The organism is Paenibacillus sp. Y280, from assembly GCF_056786335.1.
Map to the genome: position 1 here is coordinate 13,025 of NZ_JBXCIW010000027.1, position 25,323 is coordinate 38,347.

The following is a 25,323-nucleotide window of genomic DNA, read 5'->3' on the forward strand; positions in this document are numbered from 1 at the left end:
CGTTAGTTAGTGGCTTAATATCTTTTATTTCCGATTTTCCGAGACAATGACGCTATCTCCGCTGTTGTACCGATCCGTAGCGTCCTTAATAATTTCGAGACCGCCTTTCTTTTTGTATTCCTCAATAACCTTTGGCCAATCGGAGATCGGCTCCTTGCCGTAGATCATTTTTACCATATGCTCGATAATCAGCTTCGGACCAACATCATCGCCGAGCGGAGATGCATCCGGGTATTTCGAGAATGATTCCAGTGCAGGAGAGTAGCGAACCGTTCCCAGCCCTTCTTTCGAAACGATTGTATCCAGGAAGTTCATCATGTCGCGCCCGTCCTCCGTCAGCTCCTCCCTCGCCTTGTTGTAGATCATGTCATGCACGAACCAGAACATGCTGCGGAATCGGTCCTCGTCCATCGCTTCTGACGCGGTCGGCGGGGTAAAGTTGATTTTGCCGTCGCTTTCCTTCGTATAGGTATCGCCCTCTATGCCGAATGAGAAATACGTTTCAGCCTCCGGCGTCAGCATCCATTCGAAAAATTTGATTATATTGATAGCCTTCTCCTTCGGTACTTTGCTATTGATATAGTACGAAGTGTTAATGCTGGAGTAGAGCAGATGTCCGCCTACATTTTCGGGCCCGCGCGGCGAAGGTATAATATCCAGCTTCGAATCAGGCACCGCATTTTTCAGCTTGCCGCGAACCTCTGGAAGAAGCTGAGCATTGGCCGACCACATCCCCGATCTGCCGCTTTCGTTGTTTTTGCTATAGTCGCTGGATGTAAGCGAGGCGAAGTCCTTCGGAATCAAGCCTTCGTCGTACATGGTTTTGTAAGTCTCCAGTGCTTTCGACATATTCTCCACGTCAAAAAACTTCGGAACGACCTCTCCGTTTTGCAGCTCGAACTGCGAAGGCAGTACGTCGAATGCTCCCAAAATCGTATCGGCGTATTTAAAATTTTCCCTCATCTGATACGGGAACTCTACGCCATTTTTTTTCATCGCCCGCATGACGTCCACAAATTCGTCGACCGTCTTCGGTGCTGGCAAACCTGTCTTCTCAAGCAGGTCAGTGCGGATGAACAGCGCGCGGCGCGACGGATTGGACAACCAAGCCGGAATGCCGTAGATTTTGCCGTCGTAGCTCGTTTCCTGCCAGGCTTCTTCCGGCACTGCCTTCATTAAGTTAGGAGCATGCTCCTTCAGCAAGTCGTCCAGCGGCAGGAATATTCCGGACTCTACTGAACCGGACATTCCTTTAGACGTAGCACCTCCCACGTTCTGAACGACGTCAGGAATTTCGTTCGATGCAAACAGCAGCGACATTTTGCTGGCAAAGTCCTTCAGTGGGATCATCTTGATATCCATATCCGTATTCGTTAGCTCCTCGAGCTTGAGTACCCATTTCTCTGTGTTTACGTCAGCCGAGCGTTCCGCATGCTTGTTGCCGCTGGTCGCCATGGACATCGTGAATGAAGTTTTGCCTCCGGCCGGAACGCTGCCGTCACCTGCTGGCTTGTTGCCGGTCGTGTTGTCGCTTGCGCATCCCGTTGAAGCTACGGCGATTAATGCTGTAATCATTGTCACATTTAATCTACGTCTCATGCTATTCACCTCTACTTAATGTTTTTCACCGCTTGCTTGCCGAGCCGCTCTTCCAATTGCTGTTTATAAAGGCTGTCTACTTTCACATGCTTTCTTTCGTTATCCCAATAAGCATCAGCACGAGGGCGAGGATCATAAGTGGAAGGCACCAGTCCCGGAACCTTCGGTCCAACATGGCCGATTGCATAGTTTTGTGCCGTTGGCGGCTGCTGGCTCGTCAGATCGCCTTCCGTGTTCCAAGTGACATAGTTTGCACCAGACCATCCATGTCCGCTGCCAAGCCATGCCCGATCCCGAATGGAGATCAAACCTTTTACACTGTCAAAAAGCCCGCCGACCGACCAGCGGTGATGCGGCTCGCTTGTGTTGTAATCCTTGGTTGATTCGCTGTCCAAGAAGACGTTTGGACCCATAACGCGGCTGTCTACGACAAATGCGTGCCGCGCCGTCTCCGTATAGATGCGCTGTGCCAGATTCAGCTGCCCCATGAAGTGAAAGGCATACCGTCTGCCGCCCGTTACGATGCTGACCATATCGTACATTTTGCTATCCTGTATCGTAATCCACTTTGCATTGCGGCTCACTTGGACAAGCGAATAAGACAAATGGTAGCCCGTTACATTCCGGACCCAACCGTTCTTGACACCGTTAAACACGACAAACCGCTCGGCATGGTTCTCATCAGCGTAATAAGGATCTGTCGTTCCATTGTCCATAACCGTTTCGATGATACTTTTGTCAAAATCGCTGTCAACGCGGATATGCTCGACGCCGACCTGCTCGATGCGCGCAGCATCGGTATATTTATAAATAGCGCCGCCGCCCCACTTGCGCTCAATCGCGTTCGAAATCGGCGCATCGACCGTAATCTCATTCCCGTCAATTGCGGTAATGACTCTATCGAAGTCAAGGTTGAACGCCGACCATTGTGTCGCTCCGCCGCCCGGACGGTTATAGATATAATCCATCCCGATCTCATGAATCCAGCGGTCATTCCCGGCACGGCGGACAATGATCTGATCCCCGACCCGGTAGGTAGAAGCATCTGCTACGCGTAAGGTTCTCGCACTGGAAGGCACATACAGATCGGCGATATCCGCCCGCGTAGCCGTATCGATCTTCGGACCGGATGCAGCGCCGATCATAAGCAGATTTCGCTTAGTCGTGCCGGTTCCGTGAATGATCGTCCCTTTCTCGCCGTCGCCTTCGCCGCGCAGAACGATTCCGCCTGCCCGTATGTACAGCGTGCCGCTAACTTCAAACTTTCCTTGTTTTAGCAATACCGCGCCGCGGAAGCCTTCCTCATTCGCGGGAAGCTGTTCAACACGGTCGATTGCAGCTTGAATACGCGCCGTATCGTCTCCATCGCCAGGCTCGACAACTTCCTGCACCGGAATATCGGGAAGCTTCACTCCGCCGCCTTTGTAGCCGGCGTTCGAGAAATCCATAATTTTATTGCCTTTATAGTCACTGACATAGACCATCTTGTTCTTCTTGCCTAGGAAAGCAATCTCGCTTTGTCCTTTAGAAATCTCCTTCTTATTCCACGCTGTAAAATAGTAGGAGTCATATACCGGCCCACCACCTACGCGCTCAATGGTCAAACGAAGCTCGTATACGCCTTTTTTATTCGCAATGCCAGGAAGCGACAGCTTTGTTGTATCCCCTTTTTGAAGCGAAGCCGCAGGGATTTCGCCTACAACCGTAGAGCCGTCCAAAATCAACTCTCCACTCACGTGTCCATTTATGTTGGAGAGCAGTTCTACCTCCGGATAACGATCTCCGGGCTCGATTATAGCGGGGTGGCCGATTTTTGCGACCATCCTTGCATGTGTAACCGATACGTTGGAAAAAACATACTCCTCTGCCGAGAACTCGTTCGGATCGTCCACGTCTACCCACAGATCATCCGTCTTTAATTGGGCACTCCCTGTGTTTACCTCTGCATAAATAAGTGAGGCTCCAGCCCGGCTAGCTGACAGGACTCCCGCTGAATCAATCGATACGCCAGAAGTCGAGGTTGTGAACGTTTTGGTGATGCTGCTTAGATCCACTTCCTCGTCCGATTCTATCCGGCCCTTCAGCGACAAGCTCTTGAACTCACCCTTATTCAGTCTAATTTCACCATTCGTCCCATACTCCTTGCCCTCGTCATCCACAAAATAAATTCGCTTCAAATTAGAAGGCACAGATTGCTCAGTGGAACCGTCAATAGCTGCTGCGTCCGTCGCCGAATGATTTCCGAACGGCAATAATTCCGCGAACAAGAGCAGAACCGCCAGGCTCAAACTGAATTTCCTCACTCTATTCATACTTCATTTCCCACCTTTCGCCGTTTATTGAAACGCCTTCATAATACCCCCGCTTCGTTCACATTGACATGTCATTTCTTCACATCGAAATGTGTTTTCCTATGCTGATCGGAAAATTAACGAAGCTGCGCAGCAAAAAAACGCCACTGTCCGCTTACCGTCTTCAATTGACGATTTTCGCGGCAGAGGCGTTATAACTTCATGAGAATCTTATTGCCGTTTGATCTGACGCCCCTTCGGCATAAGCATCGTAATTTTCGTGCCTTGCTGTTCCTCGCTCTCAATGCGAAGACCGAACCTGTCGCCAAATACCATCTGAATGCGCCGATGCACGTTTAACACGCCTATGCCGCTTTTATGTCCGGCATCATCCTGCTCTTCGCCGTCAGCCAGTCGGTTAGCTCCGAGCTTATGACGCAGCTCAGCCAAGCGGTCGCTCTTCATGCCGCAGCCGTTATCCTCGACGCTGACCCAAAAAACATCATTCTCCTCGCCGCAATCGATGCGAATGAAATGATATTCCTCCACTCCCTCGGGAAAAGCATGCTGAAAAACGTTTTCCACAAGCGGCTGAAGCGTCAGGCGAACCATCGCGTGAAGCAAATATTCCGGCTTTAAAGCTACATCGATCTCGAATTCTCTGCCGATCCTATGCTGCATGACCTTCATATAATACATAACGTGCTTCAGCTCGTTCGCAACCGTTATCTCTTCCAGATTGGTCTGAACTGAATAGCGCAGCATATATGCAAGCGCCTGCACAATTTCGGCTATATCCTCGGAATCCTGCACAGCTGCATAACAGATGATTGTCTCAAGCGTATTGTACATAAAATGCGGATTAATCTGCAGTTGAAGCGACTGGAACTCGGCACGTTGGCGCTCCATTTGAATTTCCTGATTGCTCAGCTCGACCTGGACCACCTTGTCCACCGCATCAGACAACCGTTTAACCATGTGATTATAGCGAAGCATCAGCTCCGCGATCTCATCGCGATGCTTTGGCAGCGGGATTGGCACCCAATTGCCCTTCTCTGTCTCCCGCATCCCTGATTTCAGCGTTTGAATGGGCTTAGTAATCGATTTTCCGAATCGAAATGCTAGAAAAATAGCGAGCAAAAGCGTTAATAAGCCGACAGTAAGCGTCGAATTTCGAATGTTTGTAACGGGCTTCCTCACCTCGTCCACCGGCATCGAGACAATCAGCTTCCAGCCCGAATAGTCCGATGTCCTCGCCTTGTACATTCGTTTCTCGCCCTCGGTTGCATCGAAGAAGGAACGATCTCCTGCTTGCTCGAGCTTATTGTTTACGACTTCCGGCAATAGCGTTCCTTCATTGCTCTTCTCTGGGTGGTAGATGATCTTCCCTTTGGCATCCGTAATGAATAGGTAGCCATATTTGCCTAGATCTACACCCTTCCAAAGGGCGGAGAGGTCGGCCGATCGTAGCTCAATCGCAAGCAGCCCCTTCAATTCTGGAGAGCTGTACCCGCGAATGCGGCGGACTAGCGTGACCATCTGATTTTCTTGACCGGTCAAAATGCTGCTTTTTAAAATACTCAGCTGGCCCTGCGGGCTTGTATTGCTCATGTAATAATCCCGCTGCTTGTTAATTTCCTCGGGCGTGAACGATTGTTCGTTTGCCTCGTTGAAATAGTAGACGGCGTTTCCTTTATCGCTGATCAATGAAATAGAAGCAATCTTCGGATTGCGGATGAATAACGGGTCCGCTCCCACCTCGCGTATCGTCTTGCGATAATAATAATAATCGTACTCCTCCCGATTCGCTGGCAGATCCATAAATTCCATGACATAGCGGAACGTTAGCAAGGAGACCATCGATCTTTCGTAATCCTTTAAATATAGATCGGTATGATGAACTGCGTTGCTTGCAATTTGCTCCATCTGCTTCTCAGCCATGTCGTCGAGCTCGCGGGATGAAGTCGTATAAGAAATGCCTACACCGCTTAAGGTCAGCCCGATAACAACAAGAAAATAGAAGAACAGCTTCGCATACAGGCTGCGGAATCTCATCTCATTTGATCCCCATTGCTGCCCGGTATTCGGAAGGCGTGACGCCGACAAGCTTCTTGAACGTTTTTGTAAAATGCGGATAATCGTCGTAACCGACCTCTGATGCGATGTCGACGATACGCAAATGCGGTACGGCCAGCAGCTCCTTGGATCGGTCGATCCTCCTGTTGATCCTGTATTTGACAAACGTCTCATTCGTCATTTTTTTGAACAACGAGCTGAAGTATGTCGGCGTAAGCCCCACCATCGCCGCTACCTGATCAAGCGTAATCTCTTGCGACAGCTTATTGTCGATATACGACTTTGCCTCTTCCATCGGATCGCGAAAGTTTCCGCTGCGTACCGATGCCAGTCCATCCCGTATACCGCGCAGCTCCGCTTCGAAGGCATCAAGCGCATCCTTCACGGTACCTGCTTGCAGGAAGATCAGATTCGGCTTAGGGACAAAGTTCCGAGCCTGGAAGCGCTTTAGGAGCATGTCGCAGCAATCGCCGAGCAGCTCCTTCAATCTTGCAAGCGATAAGTTCGCGGACAGGCAGTACTCTCGCCAGCGTTCGCTTAGCCCGTCCAGCTCGTCTGTCTGGAGCGACCAAATATGCTGCTCCATCAGATCCACCCATTCCATATATCGGGATGGCGCAATATACCCGGCCGACTGCTTCTTCAGCAATCTGGCGAGCACATCATGGACATCCGTTTTTGTAATCGGTTTCAATAAATAGTGCTTTACGCCGTAATCCACGCATTTCTGCGCATAGCTGAAGTCGTTGTAGCCGGAGATCACAACCGTCTTGATATGCGGATATTGCTCATGAAGGATGCGGCAAAGCTCCAGCCCGTCCAGCTTCGGCATTCGAATATCTGTCAGTACGATATCGGGCTCCGACGCCTTGATTCGTTCAAGTGCTGCTTGCCCGTTCTCGGCGGTCGATACTTTGGCGAAGGCCGGTACATATTGCTCCGTCATTTTCGAAATCCCTTTGCGAATGACGGGCTCGTCATCTACGATGAGCACATGCATAGATCGTTCCCCCTTGCTTATCGGTATATAAAATCGTTTAGTTCCAAAAAAAATAAAGCGCTTGCACATTGCTGTTTGCTTGAATGGAATGAGTAGACGATTGCACTATCATTATCATGACGCAAAACCGTTTTTAACGAAAGGGTAATTTTTAGGGCACTTGTGTTTTTTTATGATTTTCTATTGTTAAGTGATCATAAAAAAACAACTGCAAATATGTCAAGTCCAAGCTTTCTGTATCATTTGAAAATGCTTCCTTACAGCTGCACATGATTTGTTGGCTGTAAGAGCATATGCGTGCTTATTGCTGCCTTTCGACGTTACTCATACGCTGATTCCATGCAGTAAGCGCATATATGTGCTTACTGCTCACCGACACACTTGATTTGTTGGCTTTAAGAACATATGCATGCTTATTACTGCCTTTCGACGGTTCTCATACGACTAGCCCATGCATTAAGCGCATATGTGCGCTTAATGCTCACCGACACACTTGATTTGTGGGCTATAAGAGCATATGCGTTCTTAAAGCTGGCTTTCGACGTTTCTCATACGGCTTATTCATACTTTAAGCGCATATGTGTGCTTAAAGCTCACCGACACACTTGATTTGTTGGCTTTAAGAACATATGCGTGCTTATTACTGCCTTTCGACGGTTCTCATACGACTAGCCCATGCATTAAGCGCATATGTGCGCTTAATGCTCACCGACACACTTGATTTGTGGGCTATAAGAGCATATGCGTGCTTAAAGCTGGCTTTCGACGTTCCTCATACGGCTTATTCATACTTAAAGCGCATATGTGTGCTTAAAGCTCACCGACACACTTAATTTGTTGGCTTTAAGAACATATGCGTGCTTAAAGCTGCCTTTCGACGGTTCTCATACGCCGATTCCATGCAATAAGCGCATATATGTGCTTACTGCTCACCAAAACACATGATTTGTTAGCTTTAAGAACATATGCGTGCTTAAAGCTGCCTTTCGATGTTTCTCATACGCCGATTCCATGCAGTAAGCGCATATGTGCGCTTACTGCTCACCGACACACTTGATTTGTGGGCTGTAAGAGCATATGCGTGCTTAAAGCTGCCTTTCGACGGTTCTCATACGCCGATTCCATGCAATAAGCGCATATATGTGCTTACTGCTCACCAAAACACATAATTTGTTGGCTTTAAGAACATATGCGTGCTTAAAGCTGCCTTTCGACGGTTCTCATACGCCGATTCCATGCAGTAAGCGCATATGTGCGCTTACTGCTCACCGACAAACATGATTTGTAGGCTGTAAGAGCATATGCGTGCTTACAGCTGCCTTTCGATGTTTCTCATTGCGCTCCACTTGGAAAGCTGCTGACAAAAAAAGCCTCCAACTCCACTTTCACAGTGGGTTTGGAGGCTTTTTCAATAGATATTATTCAACAATACCCTCTTGGCTCAGCCAATCCAATTCTACTAAAGCTGCCGCCCTATTATTCTTGAGCGATCATAACGGCGCCCTGCTTGTTGTTCCAGCGCTCCGTCGCCTCTTTAATAATCTCGTCGCCGCCCTTCGCCTTGTATTCCTCGATTACTTTCGGCCAGTCGGAGATCGGCTCCTTGCCATAGATCATTTTGACCATGTGGTCGATGATCAGCTTCGGTCCAACATCCGGCTGCGGTGCCGCTAGATCGGGATACTTGCTGAAGGTGCTCAGCTCCGGATAGAAGCCGATGCCCGAAAGTCCTTCCTGAGACAATACATTATCGAATGCAGCAAGTGTTGCTTTGCCATCTTCATTAAGCGCTAGTCTCAGCTTATTATATGTGGCATCGTGCACTGCCCACATCGTGCCGCTTCTCCAGCTTTCTTCCTCTTGAAGCTCCTTGCTGTCCGGGAACTTGTAAGTAACAAGACCGGCTGCATCCTTCGTAAAAGTGTCTCCCTCAATCCCAAAGGTGAAGAACTCCTCTGCTTGCGGCGAAACCATCCAGTTAAAGAACTTCACGATCTCGATTGCTCTCTCTTCCTCAACGTTTTTGTTGATGTAGAACGTACGCACGACTGGCGAATAGAGGAAATAACCGCCTTTGCCTTCAGGTCCCTTCGGTGAAGGAATAATGTCAATTTTTGATTCCGGTACGGCACGCTTTACCGTAGTGCGGTAACCTGGCATACCCGATGCGTTCTGCGACCACATGCCCGGCTTGCCCGCTTCAAGGCTCTTCGTGAAGTCAGTCGATGATATCGTCGCGAACTCCTTCGGAATAAGACCTTCCTCATACATCGTCTTGTAGGCTTGAAGTGCCTTCTGCATGTTCTCCGAGTCAAAAAACTTCGGCACCACCTGACCGTCGACAAGCTCGAATTGGTCCTTGTAAGGCAGGACGTCATAAGCGCCTAGCATGATATCTGCGTACTTGAAGTTTTCGCGCATCTGATAAGGCGTCTCTACCCCAAGCTTCTTGAAGGCGCGCAGCACTTCCAGAAATTCCTCGACTGTTGTTGGCGCCTTCAGGCCGGTCTTCTCAAGCAGATCGGTACGGATGTACGTGGCTCGACGCGAAGGGCTCTTCAGAAACTCAGGTATGCCGTAAATTTTGCCGTTGTAGGAAACAGTTTCCCATGCAGCCTGTGGTACAAGCTTCATCAGGTCCGGCGCGTGCTCCTTAAGAAGATCGTCCAGCGGCATGAAGACTCCGCTCTCTACGGAGCCCGACATCGACTTGCTGCCCGGGCCGCCAATACTGCCCACGACATCTGGAATGTCATTGCTTGCGAACATGACGCCAAACTTCGCGTCCTCCATGACCTTGATGTCAAGATCTACATTCGTTAGCTCCTCCAGCTTCAGTACCCACTTATCCTTGTTTAGATCCGGCACCCGTGTGTGGTAGCCTGAACTAACCGTCGTTGGCAGCAGATACGAGAATTTCGTTGGATTTTTTTTGCCCTCTTCTGTCTTCGGCTTCTCGCCAGTATCCGTTTGCTCATTTGCAGGCTTCTCCTCAGCCGGCTTGTTCCCCGAGCAACCAGCCACCAGGCTTGTTGCCAGAAGCATTGAAAGCCCCATGCCCAACCATTTTTTCATACAATAACCCCGCTCTCTCAAAATTATTATTTGCAAGCGCTTTCGTGCTGCATGGAGCAATTATAGAAACAATTCCCATAATTCTGTATGTCATAATTTAAGCCTGCATGTATTTTTCTATGGTGGTCTGATTAAACCCAGGAAACAAGCAAACCTTTACGATTTGATAGAGCCGACCAGCATACCTTGGATAAAATGTTTCTGCAGAAACGGATAGACCATCATAATGGGAAGTGTCGCGACAACGATAACCGCCATCTTAATTCCCTCGGGTGATACGATGAGCAGCAGCTCGGATGTAACATCCGATTGTCCAAGTTGATCGGTAAAGACGATTTCCCTTAAACGCACCTGCAGCGGTATCCATCGCCGATCGCTGATATAGAATACCGCATCTGCATAACGATTCCAATGCGCGACCGCGTAAATGATTCCCATCGTCGCCATTGCCGGCTTAGATAGCGGCAGTACGATTTTCCAAAAAGTCCGAAACTCTCCGCAGCCATCGATCTTCGCCGAATCAATAAGCTCGTTCGGGAGATTCATGAAAAACGAGCGCATAATAAACAGATTGAACGCGCTGATCGCCATCGGAAGCATCAATGCCCACAGCGTATCGAGCAAGCCCAGCTGCTTCACCAATAGATAGTTCGGAATAAGCGGCGCACTGAAAACGAGTGTGAACAAGACGAGGATAAGCACTGCCTTGCGGTATAGATATTCCGGGCGAGACAGCGGGTAAGCAAGCATCGCCGTCATCATCAGATTAATTAACGTACCGAACACGGTAATAGTGACACTGTTGCGGAAGCCAGCCCAAATGGACGGATCCTGCAGAATAAGCTTGTAGCTGCTAAGCGTGAAGCCAATCGGCCAGAAGCTGACCTTGCCCGCGTTGATTGCGACCGCGTCGCTAAGCGACTGCGCAACGATATGAATGAGCGGCAGCACCATGCTTAATCCGATAATGCCAAGAAAGGCAATATTGAATGCGTTGAATATTTTTTGACCTCTTGTCATGATCATAACGAATTCCACCTCATTTCTCCAATAGCATTAGTACAACCCATCACCGGTTACTTTCTTGCTGAATTTATTGCCAATCATGATGAGCGCGAGTCCTACGACCGACTTAAACAAGCCGATAGCGGTCGTGTAGCTGTATTGTCGGTCGACGAGACCCGCTCGGTACACATACGTATCGATGATCTCTCCATTTTCGCTGTTCAACGGATTCAAAAACACAAAGACGCGCTCGAAGCCGAAGTCCAGAAAGTTGCCGATTTGCAGCAAAAACAAAATGACGATAGTTGGCAAAATACATGGAACTGTAATCGAGGTAACCTGCCGGACGCGGCTTGCGCCATCCATCTGTGCCGCTTCATACAAGTCGGGATTGATGCCTGCGATCGCGGCAAGATAGATGATCGTCCCCCAGCCGCTGTCCTTCCAAATGCCCGATCCAATTAGGATCGTCCGGATATAGGAATTCTCGCCAAGGAAGTAGATCGAGTCGATGCCAAACAGCGACAGAATATAATTAACGATACCTGTAGACGGGGACAACACGCCGACCACAATCCCTCCGACGATGACCCATGACAAAAAGTGAGGCATATAGACGACTGTCTGAACGATCCGCTTGTAGGCCATGATACGCAGCTCGTTCAGCAGCAGCGCCAGAATGATCGGCACCGGGAACGCGAAGCACAGATCGTATACACCGATGAGAATCGTATTTTTTAGTATCGGCAAAAATTCCGCATACTCGAACATTCGCTTAAAGTGGGCGAGACCTACCCAATCACTGCCCTTGATGCCTTTAAAAATATTGTAGTCTTGAAATGCAATGACCGATCCGAACATGGGTACATACCGGAATAATAGAAAAAATATGATGCCAGGAATCGACAGCACGTACAGCGGCCAATGCTTGCGCACAAACTTCCACTTTTGATCCGGCGTCGCGAATTGATAGGTAGTGCTGTTGGAGCTTTCGAGCTTGCCAGCCATGCTCTCCTCCCCTTTCCTCGTTCAATTGTTTGTTGTCCCTACCATCATAGCTGCGAAATAGGAGGGCAGCCATGGTGTAACTTAGAGACAACTTGTGTTTTTTTACGACGATTCGATTCGAATCGCGGCAGTTCCCGACGGCGGAATCGACAGCTTGTGCAGTCCCGTCCCGAGCTCGATAAGCTGCTCGCTGACGACATTGCCGCAGCAATTTTTAATAATGACTTTCGCGCTCCCAAGCGAATCCGCCACCTCCGCGAAAACCCCTTCCTTCAACCTGCCGTTCACGATGATCCACTCCTGTGACGCTCCAGCTTCCTGCGTTCTTGCAAGCGCAATAATCGTATCGTGATAGGTGGCAATGATCGTTTTGCCTCCCTTGGCTGCCTGCACAACCGGATAGAGAAGCTCTGGACTCGCAGGCGACAGATCCCCATCCAGCAGTACATCCCGATGCTCCGTCCAAAATCCGAGCCAATATCGCAGCATGTGTCGATGCTCTTCTGGCAGCGACTGCAGCGTCATCGAGATTTGCGGCACGGAGAACAGCAGATTGACCAGCTGCAGCGCCGCACTCTCCACAGGCTCCTCTGGATGCCACATCACCATATCGGCATGAGCAGCGGTATCGCCGCATAGAAGACGGATGTCAAGCGTGCGGACACGGTTCTGAATGCCGTCGTACGGGCAGTCGGAGGCGCGGAACATATTGCCGTATTTGCGCATGGCTGGACCGACGTATGGCTGGCGAAACTCAACCATGATGTCCGGCTTCATCGCCCTCAGCCGAGTTAAAGAATCGGTCAGAAGCCGGTCGACTGCTGCTGGAATAGACTCGCAATCGCGGCCCTCCGCTATTGACGGCTGCTGCAATTCAGGGGAATAGAAGGCATCGATGAAGTCGAGCTTAAAGCCGTCCAAGTCCCAGTCCCTCACTGCATTCTCATAGGTGTTGATAATATACTCCCGCACCTCGGGATACCGCGGATCAAGCACACCGGCATTGCTGTTCTCGTTATAGCGGACAAGTTTGTCTTTGAAACGATCCCAAGCGTTGCTATGCTTGCCAACGTAAGGCACGGCATACCAGAGCACGAACTTCATGCCGAGCGCGTGTACCGCACGCACATGTTCGGCCATATCTGGAAATTTGCTTGCGCAGGGCTCCCAGTCGCCTGTATAAGCATACCCTCTGCGATTATCCTCGGTCTGCCAGCCATCGTCTACGATAACAGCATCCATTCCGAGTGAACGGGCGAGCTCGCATTCCGCTTCAACGCTCGCCGCTGTTACGTTCTGATGCATGCTGTACCAAGTCGAATACATGGGACGTTTCGCTTCATCCGGCACGACGGCAGGCTTAAAGGCCGGCATCTCGCTCCACCAGCGCTGCACTTCCTTCAGACTTTCGTAATAAGGGATGTCTCTTGTGTCCACAAGCAACGCTGCCTCGTAGTATTGAAGCGGCGCAGTTGGCTCCTTGAACAGCTGCACGCTGCACTGGAATTCCGCCGTCTCCTCGCGAATGCCGCCAGCGTAGAGGGTCGTATGCAGAGCGTCCGAGAAGGCAAATGTCAGCCGGTTGTTTCCGTTTATATTGAACAGCGAATATACAGGAGCAGACGTAGCGGCATTAGCGCGCAGATTGCGCATCCAATCCGCCTTAAAGCTCTTGTTCCGGTCCTGTGCAGGATGCCAGCTTACTTGAATATCATCAGCCGGATGATGCCAGCGCAGCGTCAAGGCTGGCGGCTTAAGCTCCCGCTCCGCCTTCATGATTAGCCGAATCAGCGCAATGCCTTCTCCCTTGTTCTCCGAGGTTAAGGAGATATGGAATCGGTTATCCGCATTTTCCTCGCCTTCACACTCCAGCATAAATTGATGCTTTTTAGTTGATACCGTAATCAAGCCGCATTCCTCCTAGGTTTGATTGAGATGGCGATTCTCTCCGGCGTGGCACCAGACCGTAACGATCGGGTCCTCCTCGCTCGAACAAAGATGATGATCCTCCCCCGGCTCGACGATAATGATATCGCCAGCAGCAACAGGATGATGCTGACCATCAATTTCCATCGTTCCTGTTCCTTGCAAAATAATGAACGCTTCCCGGTCGCGATGAACATGATAATCTCTGCCGTCCGGACCATCATTCGTATGGCTGCGGTCGCCGCGCTTAGCAAATGAAAGTCCGCCTGACGACAGATAAGCGCCGGGCAGCAAGTCACCTAGAAAGTGTCCAGCAGAATGATCATTCTTTGTCAGCTCGCTTAATCTCGCACGGATCATTGCGCCTGACCTCCCAGAATTCGCTCGATTTGGTTCAATTCTTCATTGCTGAAATCAAGCTGTCTTAGCGAGCTTGCGATATCGTCGATCTGCTCTGCCTTGCTGACTCCGATCAAAGCCGATGCGACGCGGCCCTGCCGCAATACCCACGCAACCGCCATCTGGGCGAGCGACTGCCCGCGCTCCTCCGCCATCCTGTTCAGCTCGCGTGACTTCGACAGCTTCTCCTCCGTTATGTCCTCTCGCTTCAAGAAGGTGCTCGTTCCTGCCGCCCGTGAATCTGCGGGGATTTCCTTCAAGTACCGATCGGTCAGCAGCCCCCTTGCAAGCGGACTATAAGCAATCGTTCCAATGCCCTCCTGCTCCAGCGCTTCCTGCAAGCCTTGCTCCAATCTTCGCTCATACATCGAATAGTGCGACTGATGAATGAGACAAGGCGTGCCTAGACGTCGAAGAATCGCTGCTGCTTGCTTGGTCTGCTCAGGCCCATAATTGGAGATGCCCACATACAGCGCTTTCCCTTGGCGAACCGCCTGATCGAGCGCGCCCATCGTTTCCTCAAGCGGCGTTTCCGCATCAAATCGGTGCGAATAAAAAATATCGACGTATTCCATATTCATGCGCGTTAGGCTCTGATCCAAGCTCGCAAGCATGCTTTTTCTAGAGCCGCGCTCGCCATACGGACCGGGCCACATTGTGTATCCAGCCTTCGTGGCGACGATCATCTCGTCACGGTAGCCGGCGAAGTCGCGTTTCCAAATGCTGCCGAACGTCTCCTCCGCCGAGCCTGGTGGCGGACCATAATTATTTGCGAGATCAAAGTGTGTAATACCGAGATCGAAAGCGCGGTGCAAAATTTTCCTTCCGTTCTCCAGCGCATCGATACCGCCAAAATTATGCCACAGTCCAAGCGAGATGGCGGGCAGCTTCAGCCCGCTATTGCCACATCGGTTATAGGTCATCGTCTCGTAGCGATTATCGGCAGCATAATAAGTTGTCATAGATTCCACCCCTGCAAATAAGATTTGGTTTGCAACATCATCGTATCGAACAGCTGCTCCGCTTCGTTAATGCCAATCGCAACGAGCGGGTCGTTGACAAAGGCATGGAAGGCCAAGCTCTTGTCACGGTTAAGCGCTGCTTTCAGAATGGTTTCTTGATTCATCACATGCCGAAGTACAAGCGCATTCACTTCCACAGGCAGCTCGCCTGCCTGTACGGGAAGCAGGCTGTTGCCGGAGAACGCGGCATTCGTCTCCACGACCGCTCCAAGCGGAATGCCCTTCATTTGACCGACGTTCGGCAAATTCACATTGGTGACAAATGGCTGAAGGCCAAGCAGCCCCTTTAGCTGGCGAACCTCTTCCTCGCCGGACGCCTTAAGCGGCAGTTTCTCCTCGCCGCTGATCAGCCTCGCGTAATACGCGGCTGCAGCTTCGTTTTTCAGGGCGCGACTAGGCACTGTAGTGAGACCGAACATCCATGAAGCAACCGTCTCCTTATCCTTCACGTACCACGGCGGCATAAACTCGGCAAGATGTCGGTCGCCTGCAGCTGCGATCAGTCCGTATCTGCGGAACAAATCAAACTTCACGCGGTTCGCTGCAGTATATGTATTCGTCCGCCAACCGTTTTTGCTCGTCTCGAAGCCTTCTTCGTAATATTTGTCAACAAACTGTCTATACAAGGGGAACAGATCAACATTTCGGTAGGTCGCTTTATCAATCCATGTAAAATGGTTAATGCCCAGCACGTTGACCTGAATATCATCGCGCTGCACGCCTTCTATGCCTTCCATATTTTGCAGCATCCGGATCAACAGACCTTGCGTTCCGAATATTTCGTGGCAGCAGCCAAACGCCTTGATTTTGGGAAACACCTCAAACAGCGTTCGCGTACACAGCGTCATCGGATTCGTGTAGTTGAATACCCAAGCATCCGGCGCATGGCGCTCGATCGCTTCCGCGAATTCCACATACATCGGTATCGTTCGCAGCGCCCGGATCAGTCCACCCGGCCCCGTCGTATCGCCGACGGGCTGATAAATGCCATATTTCTCCGGCTCATGGACGTCGACTGCCATCTCTGCGAAAGTGCCGGGAAGAATTGAGATAAAAACAAAATCCGCTCCTGTCAAAGCTTCCTTCAGCGTCTCGTACGCTTCGTATTTCCATTTCGATTTCGCATCCTCATAAGAAGATACCGAGTTTCCGAGCTTCTCGTTATTTTTCGCTTTGCTATAATCCAAATCATATAATCGGATCGTACCCGACAGCTGCTCCTCCAGCGCCAGATCCGCGATCAAGTTTTTGGCCCAATACATCGACCCGCCGCCGATATAAGCAATTTGAATCTCACTCACCTTGCCGTTTGCATACCGCATGCCGCTTTGTTCCTCCTTCAGCTAACGATTCCACCTCAGTATAGATTTCAAATATAGACTGCGGTATGGAAAAACTTTGGCTCAGTTGTCGTTTTTTACTGCGGGAACAGCAAAAGCGGCTGTCTCAAAAATAGTAAGCTCACTGGAGAGATCGTTCGCTTTGAACGGCAATGTTGGAAAACCATGAAAAATAGCGGTACAGGAGGCTATTCCTGTACCGCTATTTTTCTATTCTGGTCTATGGTTGCTTGCTTCATGAGCTTATGGGCGAGCTTACTTTTGGCAAGCCACGAAGCAGGAATCGGCGGAATCCGATTATTCTTTATCTGCCCGAATACACTTTCAAGCCAGTTCCTTTCGTGAGCCGGGAAAGGTATTGACGCTGATCCTTCTTGAAGGGTTTCACGCGGCCTTAGTGACCTATTGCCTATTGCTTCACTTTAATTCTTTATTACAATCAAGAAAAACGGTTGAGGATGCTGGTTATACGATTCACTCTCCCGTCTTAACCCTATTATGCAGCTGCACTTGCGATTGATGTGCTGGGAATGGGGCTGCGACCTCTAGTGTCAGCATTAACGGGAAAAACTCCCGTTATTTCAAGTGTTTTTGAGCGAAAGTCAGGTTTAAATGGATTTTCTCCCGTTAATTTCTCGCTTTTGACCCTTTTTCGGTGAAAATGAGCCGATTAACAGGAGTTTTTCCAGCTAAAAGATCGATCTGTCATCTCAAGAGGAAAATAGAAGGAGCTCTTCCTGCTAATTCCACAAAAATGAAATAATTTGGGGCTTCTTTTTATTTCTAACTTATGAATTAGAACAATGAGCGCTAGAATAAGCGAAAAAGCCTTTATGCTCCACTTTATATTGAATGATTGGAATAAAAAAAGGACCTCGTCCCCACCTAGCAGTGGGTTAAGAGTTCCCTTCGCTTATTAATCGGTGTGTTCCCATTCCGAGCGAACATTTTTGGGACAGCCCCCTTCTTTATCTCTCTACACCATTGTTCGTACATCCTCGCCCAACAAATAGAGCTTCCACGCACAACACCGCGCATAGAAGCTCTGCCCTTGCTTACTTTTTGTCCACCTGAAGCAGCTTTACCGTCTTCGTGGAGAAGGTATCCTTCAGCTTTTCCTCCGAAATGACATTCAGCTTGACCAGGCTCGTAATTTTGGAAGCATCAGGCTTCGATAACAGCCGCCACAGCTCCGGGTCCGGCAGCGCCTCGAATAGCTTGGTGTCGTCATACTCTTTGCGCTCCTGCACGACAATTTTGACCTTGTGGCTTCCAATCTCCAATTCATTAACGCCCTGCTCTGTAAAATAAGTCATAATTTCACTGCGCAGCTCGGATAACTCCTGCTCTATCTCTTTTTGCTTTTGCTTTTGCTGATAATATCTTCGCACAGTCTTGTCCATGGCCATCACGCTCCTCTTCTACTACATGCATATGCAGAGGGATTGATTTTAAGACAAGACGTTCGAACCTCGCGCCGATTAATAGATATCCTTCCTCATAAACACCGCAAACGAGACGAGCAGCGAGCCGACCATCCATGCTGCAAGCACCGCAAGCGAGAAGCCCAGCGTCATTCCCTCGATTGGCGGAGCCGATCCGCTGATGTAGTCCATCAATCCAAGATTGACCATAAACAAATATTTGGCCGAATCCCATGACGATACCATATTGCTTAAAATCGCCCCCGAAATCAGGCAGGCGAGCATCGTTCCCATACCCGCAGCGCTGCTTCTCATCAGGATGGACAGCATGAAGGATAAAGTTCCTACGACCAATGAAATAAACCACGCGAGTCCAAATTGCTGAATGATATACTGCCACTGCGATACGAGGCGGACGCCCGAAATGTCGAGCTCGCCTCCATGCGTGGAGAAGCCGGTCAATACGGGGGCCGACCAGCCCGCGTTGCCGAACATAATCGCAGAGATGAAGTAGGATAGCGAGCCGAACAGAAAGATGACGAGCGAAACGGATAAAATAAGGGCGATATATTTGCTGAGCAAAATGTTAAAGCGGCTCACCGGCCTTGTAAGCAGCAGCTTAATCGTTCCCATGCTCCGCTCCGATGAGACAAGATCAACCGCGATGATCATGACCAAGAGCGGCAGAAACAGCTCTGCTGAATTTTGAACGAACCCTCTAATAAAGGTTGGCGCTCCCGGCTCGGAAGGATTGACGTCATGATCCAAATAGTATTGCGATTGCTTGAACTGAATCTGAATTTGCTCGCGCCATTGCCCTGCGCTGCTCAGCCTGTTCTGCATATCGACGATTTGCTGCTGCAGCTCGGCGCGCCAATCGACCGTGCCCAATCGCTCCCTTGTCGACTCTGACTGTTTCACCTGCGCATACGAGAACATGGAGAGCAGGACGACGATAATAATTGAAATAATGATAAATCGGCGTTTGCCGATCAGCTTCGTCATTTCATTTTGAACGAGATTAATCAATCGATTCGCCTCCTGTCAGCTCAAGGAATAAGTCTTCGAGCGCCGGCAGCCTTCGATTCATCTCCAGCACGCTTACTCCCGCTTCCACGAGCCTGCGGTTCCACTCCCCCACCGACTGCTCTATGTAGGCTGTTGTAACTGTATCCTCATCCGAGCTTATGACAGCTGTGAGCTCCTCCAAAATCGACAAGCCTAACGCTTGAGGCATCAGTCGCCACACTAGCCTCTCTTCGCTAGACAATAGGTTGTTTACGGAATCAACTCGGATGATTTCTCCTTTGGTAATAATCGCTACCCTGTCGCACATCAGCTGAATTTCATGCAGCAAGTGGCTGGAGACAAGCACCGTTAATCCCTCTTCCTCCGCCAAAAAACGAATAAAAGCGCGCATTTCCCGAATTCCGGACGGATCAAGTCCATTCGTAGGCTCATCCAGGATCAGGACATCCGGCTTGCCTAGCAGCGCCTGCGCTATGCCGAGCCGCTGCCGCATGCCAAGCGAATATGTGCTCACTTTATCGTATATTCGATCCTGCATGCCGACCAAACGGACGACCTCATCGATCCGCTCCTGCGAAATGCCGTTAATCATAACGGCAAAATGGCGAAGATTATCCATTCCGCTTAAGAACGGATACAGCTCTGGATTTTCGACGATACAGCCCAAATGCCTCATTGCCTTTGTAAAATGCTTCGATATGTCCAGCCCGCAAATATGAATCGTGCCCGAGGTCGGCCTTATCAAACCAACCAGCATTCGGATCGTTGTCGTTTTGCCTGCCCCATTTGGCCCCAAGAAGCCAAATACCTCGCCGCGCTTTAGCTCGAAGCTTAAATCCTTAATAATCGTGCGCCTGCCGATCACCTTTCGAAGTCCTTGAACCGATAATGTAATGTCGCTCATCGTTGTCCTCCTGCTCCGGCAATCAATGCGGCTGCCCGCTCTGCCATCAACCGGTACCCTTTTTCATTCGGGTGAAAATGGTCCGTAAACAAATAGCTGCTTGTATTCTGCTGAAACAGATCATAGGTTGGTATGAATACAGCCTTGCTAAACTGCGCCAGCGTCTCCGCCGTTTTGGCGTTCCAGTCTCTTACGACGCTCGACATCAGCTCTCCGTTTTGCAGCTCGCTGAACGGATTGTAAAGACCTAACAAGTAAATGGCCGCTTCCTCATTCACTGCCCGAATGCCCGATATAATCGTTTTTAGGTTGGAGAGATACGCATCCTCCAGCCCCTTGATGCTGGCCTCGGAAAGATCCGAAAGCGTCTGTCCGCCAAGGAATAGGTCATTGCCGCCAATCGTCATCAGAATAACATCAGCTTGTCCAATTTGACGCTTGATCTCCTTCTCCTTCATTTGCTCCGCCAGCTGCGACGAAACAAGTCCCTTAATGCCTAAATTAATTAAGGAGATTTCCATGCCGTCCTGCTTCAACTGATCGCTCACATAGCCTACGTAGCCTTTACCCTCGATATCGCCGGTGCCTCTCGTTAACGAATCCCCCAGAGCGACGATTTTCAGCTCGTCAGATGGAATGAGCGTCTGCTCCGATGCGGACGGTAAAGATGCCGCGGATTTGGATCCGAGCAAGTAATCCTTAACCGACCAGCCTAATCCAAATAGCCATAAGAGACAGGCAAGGAAGGCGAAGGCAGTAATGAAGCGAACCTGTTTGCTGTGCATCACGTATCACTCCTCTCTGTCGCAGCCTTTAGCGGCTGAACCATTTCCAGACCTGCTGCTGCATATTAGACCTGTTAAGCTCAAATTGTTTTTTCCGGTGGCCGTTCGCTCCTGAAGGATGCGGCATATCGAACAAGCAGCGCTCGTTGCTGACCAAGCCTTTATCCACAAAGGCTTGTACCACCTCTGAAACCGACTTGCCAAGCGGAATGATCAGCGAATCCTTCACCGCCAGCAATTCCGGAAGCAGAATGCCTTCCGCATAGCGGTACAGCATCTCCGATTTTAATATAGGCGGGCTATGACCCGTATAGTTTTTGCCATGCACGAACACAGGATAGCGAATAGCGGAGGTCGTATGAAGCAGATCACTATGCTCTTCAAATAAGGACGCGCTGCCAGCAAGCCCAATGGCAGCAGGCAGCTCGATTTGATCCAGCATCTCGATCAAATTTTTTCTCATCGAGCCCGCGAAGCTGGCGAGCTTCTTCGCCCTCCGATCGATTTGATCGATCGGCACTCCCCCCAGCAGATCCTCGCGCGCGCAACGAATCGCAACCTCCATCTGGGTGAAGCCCGGCGTAATGCCAATGATCATCACTTTAGCATGCTCGTTCACATACTCGTACGGCACGTAATAAATGGACATATCCTGATGCTCTTGCAGGAGCAGTTCTTCCACGAACAGCTGCTCCTTGGACAAGCTTCCAGGCGGAAGCGACATGATGTACGCTTTGTATTTTTCAATTTGAGTCATGCTTATCCGCCCCTTTGCCCCACGCCTGCTATAAATTAAGCTCAACCATATTGTGTGCGCGTGAAGGATAATCGGTAATGATGCCATCGATTTCGAATTTGAGCACCTCTTTCAAATTGCGCTCGCTGTTGACCGTCCACACCCACACCTCACGGCCTTTTTTATGCGCGCGCTCTACGAGCTGCTCCGTCAGCATCACCTGCTCGATCGTATAGAAATCAACATCGAGCGTCGAGAGATCGCCAATTGCGAAATATAGAATTTGTCCGATCTTGATGTCCGGATTCAACTTCCTAATTTGCTGCAGCGTCTGACGGTCGAACGACTGAATATAGACATCCTGCACCATATCGAACTGTTCAATCAGGGAAACGACCTGTCCAGCCAGCTCCTCGCCGGGGCCGTAAGGCTTAAGATCAACAATAAGCTTTGCCTGCCCCTGCACTTCGGCAAGTACCTCGGCAAGCATCGGAATCCGGTCAATTTCCCCTAATATATTGCCACCCTTGCCAAGGCTCAGCGTTGCAAGCTCATCATAGGTCAGCTCGTTCACTCGCTTTGGCACGCCTGTCATCCGCTGCAAATTAAAATCATGATGCAGCACGACAACGCCATCCTTCGTCAGCTGAACGTCAATTTCGACGGCATTGATGCCCTGCTCTACCGAGCTGCGAACAGCGCGAAGCGAGTTTTCCGGTGCAGCTTGCGTATCGCCGCGGTGAGCAGACAGCAGCACATTCCATTTGACATAAACCAAATTATCATTAGCCGCATAACTGACAAACAGCGCTAGTGCCAAATACGCAGCCAGTATCGAAGAATATAACATATGTTTGCGAGTTCTTCCTTTTAGAAATGACATGAAACGCTTCTCAATCGGCCCCGCCAAGCGGCTCTTGTATATTCGCAGCTGATCTCTTGGGAAAGAGCCCTGCTTGCGGTTGAAATGATAAAACTGCCTCGTCAAAAAAATAATATTTACCGGCACAAGCATCAGCGTGAACATATACGTAAGGACAGTCGATAGTGTTAAGGAATAATGATCCGATATCGCTTTTAGCACATTGATGTCAAGCCAGGATGGCAAATAGGCGACCGCCGAAATCGTCATAAAACCAAGCGAGAATACTACCGCATTCAGCAAAAACAGCTGTATAAAGATCGACAGCCGCTTGCCCTTCGTTAACAACAGACTGCTCCTAATCGCCATGCGAATCGATTTATCTTCGATCATAATGAAATGCAAAACAAAAATCCAACGCAATATGACGTATACCCCCGCCAAAAATAATAATCCGTATAAAGCCAGCATCATATAGGAAGAGCTCAAGATACGGCTATTGAAAAAGATCGGAACATTAAACTGCGCATACAAGGAAGAAGACAGCGGCGAATCGATAAACGGCACAAGGAACAGCAGAAAAAATAAGAGCTGAATAATACCAAATCCGAATAGCTTAGGCGTTTGCCGCAGCGTCGTTACCAGCGCATCAGCGATCAGAACGTCCTTGCCAAAATAATGCTGCTGCGCAATCGTAATGACGACGCCAAATTCGAGAAACAGCACCAGCACTGCCACTAAACAAATAGCAATTAAACCCGCTATCCCCGTGTAGCTAAGCCCAATTTTGTATACTTCTCCATTCAATACGGAACCAGAGCCGACAAGGCGGAGAATCCGGTTGAAAATATACGAAATAATCGGGATGATGACAAAGCTCGTCAGCAGCATAAACAAATATTCAAACAACAGATGTTTCTTATACGTATCGCGAAAGTCGCGGATACTTTTGCCAAATAGCTGAAGCATGGTCATTCATCCTATTCCTCATGTTTGTAAGCAAAGCATGGATCGAGAAGCTTGTGCAAGATATCCTTTTTCTTATTATAGCGTATGCTCCTACCCCCGCGTCGAATCGGCGCGACTCGAAAAAACATGCTAGCTCTTTTCAAGTGGAAGTTTGCACCAAATTAACAATTTATCCAAACCTAGTTAATTTTACCCAAACTATTCATGTCTATAATAGCAAGGTAGTTCACTATAAGGAGGAGAATAATGAAATTGAAAAAATGGCCGTCACTGTTGTTCACGCTCATTCTCGCACTAAGTGTATTGGTTGCCCCGGTTCAAGCTGCCGCAATAACGACTCCGAACGTCAGCAGCGTTGCCGGAGCATGGAGCAAAGGAACAGATCCTGCTACAATCAATCCGTATAATCCAGTCATCCTGTTCGTACATGGCCTTAACGGAAGCGCTTCCACATGGTATCAAAATAATGATATGTACCAGTATGCTTACAATAATGGCTATCAGACCGCATTTATTAATCTGCATGATATTACCGGCACTTCCCAAAACATGTGGTCAAATGGCGAGCTTCTGGCAGCGAAAATCAAGGAGATCAGCAATCATTTTGGCAAAAAGCTCGTTATTGTTGCTCATAGTAAAGGCGGCATTGACACCCAAACCGCACTCGTTCACTACAATGCTTATCCATACGTCTCCAACGTCATTACACTTGGCAGTCCTCATAACGGCTCACAGCTTGCTGATTTAGCTTACAGCAGCTGGGCGAGCTGGCTCTCCGACTTGATCGGTTATCAAAATCCGGGAACCTACTCCATGCAAACCTCCTACATGCAATATTTCCGTTCCGTTACGAATAGTCATGCGAATGTTGAAAAAAACAAGTTTTACACCTTCGCTGGAAATGATTATGAATCAGGCGACCTCTCGCAGCTGTTTGGCGGATTATTTTTGTCCAACTATGGTGATAATGACGGCGTCGTGACGGTTAGCAGCGCTCATCTGCCGAACGGTAGAATGGTCAAAATTGGAAAGTGGAATCATACAAGTGTGAAGACAGGCGCTAAAATGTTTGCATTGATTAAGCCCTATCTAGTGCTTCAATCCGCGAAATCCGCCTATAGTCTTGATGAAGTTGCTGCTGGGAAGGAGCAAACTGTTCAAACGTTGGCTCCAAAGCGAGAGCAGCGGAACCAAACCTTCATTCGTGGCGGCCAATTTGACGGAAAAGCATCAGAAGTCTTCACAGTCGAAAATAATGTAGCCTCCGTCACAATTGACTGGATCGGCAGCAAAAAACTCGATAGTCTGAACATTATTGGACCTGACGGCTCCATCCAAAGCGCAAGTGTATCTTCAACTGCTGATAATGGCGTGCTTAACGGAGCTTGGCATCATACGGCTACGATCGCAAGACCAGCAGCAGGCGAATGGACAGCGTCAGCAGCTAGCAGCGGATCCAGCGCTTACCTGCTAACGGTTTCCTATGATACGAATGGCAAGAGAGCTGCAAAGCTTAATAAAGTTCGGGATAACAAGAAGCTGAAGCTTGACGTTGACGGCCTGAAGGATGAGAAGACAACAGTGAGGTACAAGGTTGACTTTGTGAACGGTAAGGACGATAAGTCTGGCAAATATCAACGCAAGCAAAATCAATCCAAACGTGTACAGCAGCAGGAGTCTCTATCCGCAACGGATGAGGTTGTCATTCCTGCCTCCGAAGGCAGCGGCGTCTATACCGTTACCGCAGAGATTGAAGGCGAAACCGATGAAGGCTTCAAATACCGCCGCACCATCGTAAAGTCGGTCTACATTGATGAGAATGGCAACACGTATTCGCCATAATTAGAACCGTTTATGTGACTGTCTAAGCCAC

The 25,323-nt window shown here is 49.4% G+C and carries 18 protein-coding genes; 1 reads left to right on the forward strand and 17 read right to left on the reverse strand.

Translation table 11 applies throughout. The annotated features are described in order from the left end of the window. Positions 1–24: 24 nt before the first annotated feature. From AC1TPC_RS23660 to AC1TPC_RS23740, 17 genes are all read right to left on the reverse strand, one after another. Positions 25–1,599: an extracellular solute-binding protein gene (locus AC1TPC_RS23660; RefSeq protein ID WP_482069216.1), complete on the reverse strand. Its 1,575-nt coding sequence runs from the start codon at positions 1,597–1,599 to the stop codon at positions 25–27. Positions 1,600–1,610: 11 nt separating this feature from the next. Next, a complete protein-coding gene (locus AC1TPC_RS23665) occupies positions 1,611–3,911 on the reverse strand; it encodes a hypothetical protein (protein WP_482069217.1) in 2,301 nt (766 codons plus the stop codon). Positions 3,912–4,121: 210 nt separating this feature from the next. Further along, positions 4,122–5,945, reverse strand: coding sequence for a cache domain-containing sensor histidine kinase (locus AC1TPC_RS23670; RefSeq protein WP_482069218.1), 1,824 nt, complete (start codon positions 5,943–5,945; stop codon positions 4,122–4,124). 1 nt (position 5,946) lies between these two features. Further along, entirely contained in the window at positions 5,947–6,966 is a 1,020-nt protein-coding gene (locus AC1TPC_RS23675; RefSeq protein WP_482069219.1) for a response regulator transcription factor, read from the reverse strand. A 1,476-nt stretch (positions 6,967–8,442) separates the two neighbouring features. Beyond that, positions 8,443–10,041, reverse strand: coding sequence for a type 2 periplasmic-binding domain-containing protein (locus AC1TPC_RS23680; protein WP_482069220.1), 1,599 nt, complete (start codon positions 10,039–10,041; stop codon positions 8,443–8,445). A 156-nt stretch (positions 10,042–10,197) separates the two neighbouring features. Next, entirely contained in the window at positions 10,198–11,067 is an 870-nt protein-coding gene (locus tag AC1TPC_RS23685; RefSeq protein ID WP_482069221.1) for a carbohydrate ABC transporter permease, read from the reverse strand. Positions 11,068–11,097: 30 nt separating this feature from the next. Next, positions 11,098–12,054 carry an ABC transporter permease gene (locus AC1TPC_RS23690; RefSeq protein WP_482069222.1) on the reverse strand — a complete coding sequence of 319 codons (957 nt, stop codon included), beginning with the start codon at positions 12,052–12,054 and terminating at the stop codon, positions 11,098–11,100. Between the two features lie 102 nt (positions 12,055–12,156). Then, positions 12,157–13,962: a glycoside hydrolase family 36 protein gene (locus AC1TPC_RS23695; RefSeq protein WP_482069223.1), complete on the reverse strand. Its 1,806-nt coding sequence runs from the start codon at positions 13,960–13,962 to the stop codon at positions 12,157–12,159. Positions 13,963–13,974: 12 nt separating this feature from the next. Further along, entirely contained in the window at positions 13,975–14,340 is a 366-nt protein-coding gene (locus AC1TPC_RS23700) for a cupin domain-containing protein (RefSeq protein ID WP_482069224.1), read from the reverse strand. Further along, entirely contained in the window at positions 14,337–15,341 is a 1,005-nt protein-coding gene (locus AC1TPC_RS23705) for an aldo/keto reductase (RefSeq protein ID WP_482069225.1), read from the reverse strand. Before AC1TPC_RS23705 ends, AC1TPC_RS23700 begins: the two co-directional genes overlap by 4 nt. Next, complete coding sequence (locus AC1TPC_RS23710) at positions 15,338–16,723, reverse strand: family 4 glycosyl hydrolase (RefSeq protein ID WP_482069226.1); 1,386 nt, start codon at positions 16,721–16,723, stop codon at positions 15,338–15,340. Before AC1TPC_RS23710 ends, AC1TPC_RS23705 begins: the two co-directional genes overlap by 4 nt. A gap of 1,073 nt (positions 16,724–17,796) precedes the next feature. Then, on the reverse strand, positions 17,797–18,144 hold the full coding sequence (locus AC1TPC_RS23715) for a hypothetical protein (RefSeq protein WP_482069227.1): 348 nt from the start codon (positions 18,142–18,144) through the stop codon (positions 17,797–17,799). A 78-nt stretch (positions 18,145–18,222) separates the two neighbouring features. Then, positions 18,223–19,194: an ABC transporter permease gene (locus tag AC1TPC_RS23720; RefSeq protein WP_482069228.1), complete on the reverse strand. Its 972-nt coding sequence runs from the start codon at positions 19,192–19,194 to the stop codon at positions 18,223–18,225. Next, entirely contained in the window at positions 19,187–20,098 is a 912-nt protein-coding gene (locus AC1TPC_RS23725) for an ABC transporter ATP-binding protein (protein ID WP_482069229.1), read from the reverse strand. The genes AC1TPC_RS23720 and AC1TPC_RS23725 overlap by 8 nt, the downstream gene beginning before the upstream one ends. Next, the gene (locus AC1TPC_RS23730; protein ID WP_482069230.1) at positions 20,095–20,883 is read right to left on the reverse strand and encodes an SGNH/GDSL hydrolase family protein; all 789 of its coding nucleotides are present in this window, start codon (positions 20,881–20,883) and stop codon (positions 20,095–20,097) included. The genes AC1TPC_RS23725 and AC1TPC_RS23730 overlap by 4 nt, the downstream gene beginning before the upstream one ends. A 28-nt stretch (positions 20,884–20,911) precedes the next feature. Beyond that, complete coding sequence (locus tag AC1TPC_RS23735) at positions 20,912–21,640, reverse strand: uracil-DNA glycosylase family protein (RefSeq protein ID WP_482069231.1); 729 nt, start codon at positions 21,638–21,640, stop codon at positions 20,912–20,914. Positions 21,641–21,668: 28 nt separating this feature from the next. Beyond that, positions 21,669–23,450: a glycerophosphoryl diester phosphodiesterase membrane domain-containing protein gene (locus tag AC1TPC_RS23740; RefSeq protein WP_482069232.1), complete on the reverse strand. Its 1,782-nt coding sequence runs from the start codon at positions 23,448–23,450 to the stop codon at positions 21,669–21,671. A gap of 246 nt (positions 23,451–23,696) precedes the next feature. Here AC1TPC_RS23740 and AC1TPC_RS23745 point away from each other — a divergent pair, with 246 nt between their 5' ends. Beyond that, positions 23,697–25,292: an esterase/lipase family protein gene (locus AC1TPC_RS23745; protein WP_482069233.1), complete on the forward strand. Its 1,596-nt coding sequence runs from the start codon at positions 23,697–23,699 to the stop codon at positions 25,290–25,292. Positions 25,293–25,323: the final 31 nt, after the last annotated feature.

Excerpts from the sequence above, each read along its gene's own strand:
- AC1TPC_RS23675 (WP_482069219.1), bottom strand. The coding sequence starts at position 6,966 with ATGCATGTGCTCATCGTAGATGACGAGCCCGTCATTCGCAAAGGGATT.
- AC1TPC_RS23685 (WP_482069221.1), bottom strand. The coding sequence starts at position 11,067 with ATGATCATGACAAGAGGTCAAAAAATATTCAACGCATTCAATATTGCC.
- AC1TPC_RS23700 (WP_482069224.1), bottom strand. The coding sequence starts at position 14,340 with ATGATCCGTGCGAGATTAAGCGAGCTGACAAAGAATGATCATTCTGCT.
- AC1TPC_RS23660 (WP_482069216.1), bottom strand. The coding sequence starts at position 1,599 with ATGAGACGTAGATTAAATGTGACAATGATTACAGCATTAATCGCCGTA.
- AC1TPC_RS23725 (WP_482069229.1), bottom strand. The coding sequence starts at position 20,098 with ATGAGCGACATTACATTATCGGTTCAAGGACTTCGAAAGGTGATCGGC.
- AC1TPC_RS23745 (WP_482069233.1), top strand. The coding sequence starts at position 23,697 with ATGAAATTGAAAAAATGGCCGTCACTGTTGTTCACGCTCATTCTCGCA.
- AC1TPC_RS23665 (WP_482069217.1), bottom strand. The coding sequence starts at position 3,911 with ATGAATAGAGTGAGGAAATTCAGTTTGAGCCTGGCGGTTCTGCTCTTG.
- AC1TPC_RS23715 (WP_482069227.1), bottom strand. The coding sequence starts at position 18,144 with ATGGACAAGACTGTGCGAAGATATTATCAGCAAAAGCAAAAGCAAAAA.
- AC1TPC_RS23730 (WP_482069230.1), bottom strand. The coding sequence starts at position 20,883 with ATGCACAGCAAACAGGTTCGCTTCATTACTGCCTTCGCCTTCCTTGCC.
- AC1TPC_RS23740 (WP_482069232.1), bottom strand. The coding sequence starts at position 23,450 with ATGCTTCAGCTATTTGGCAAAAGTATCCGCGACTTTCGCGATACGTAT.
- AC1TPC_RS23670 (WP_482069218.1), bottom strand. The coding sequence starts at position 5,945 with ATGAGATTCCGCAGCCTGTATGCGAAGCTGTTCTTCTATTTTCTTGTT.
- AC1TPC_RS23735 (WP_482069231.1), bottom strand. The coding sequence starts at position 21,640 with ATGACTCAAATTGAAAAATACAAAGCGTACATCATGTCGCTTCCGCCT.
- AC1TPC_RS23705 (WP_482069225.1), bottom strand. The coding sequence starts at position 15,341 with ATGACAACTTATTATGCTGCCGATAATCGCTACGAGACGATGACCTAT.
- AC1TPC_RS23680 (WP_482069220.1), bottom strand. The coding sequence starts at position 10,041 with ATGAAAAAATGGTTGGGCATGGGGCTTTCAATGCTTCTGGCAACAAGC.
- AC1TPC_RS23690 (WP_482069222.1), bottom strand. The coding sequence starts at position 12,054 with ATGGCTGGCAAGCTCGAAAGCTCCAACAGCACTACCTATCAATTCGCG.
- AC1TPC_RS23710 (WP_482069226.1), bottom strand. The coding sequence starts at position 16,723 with ATGCGGTATGCAAACGGCAAGGTGAGTGAGATTCAAATTGCTTATATC.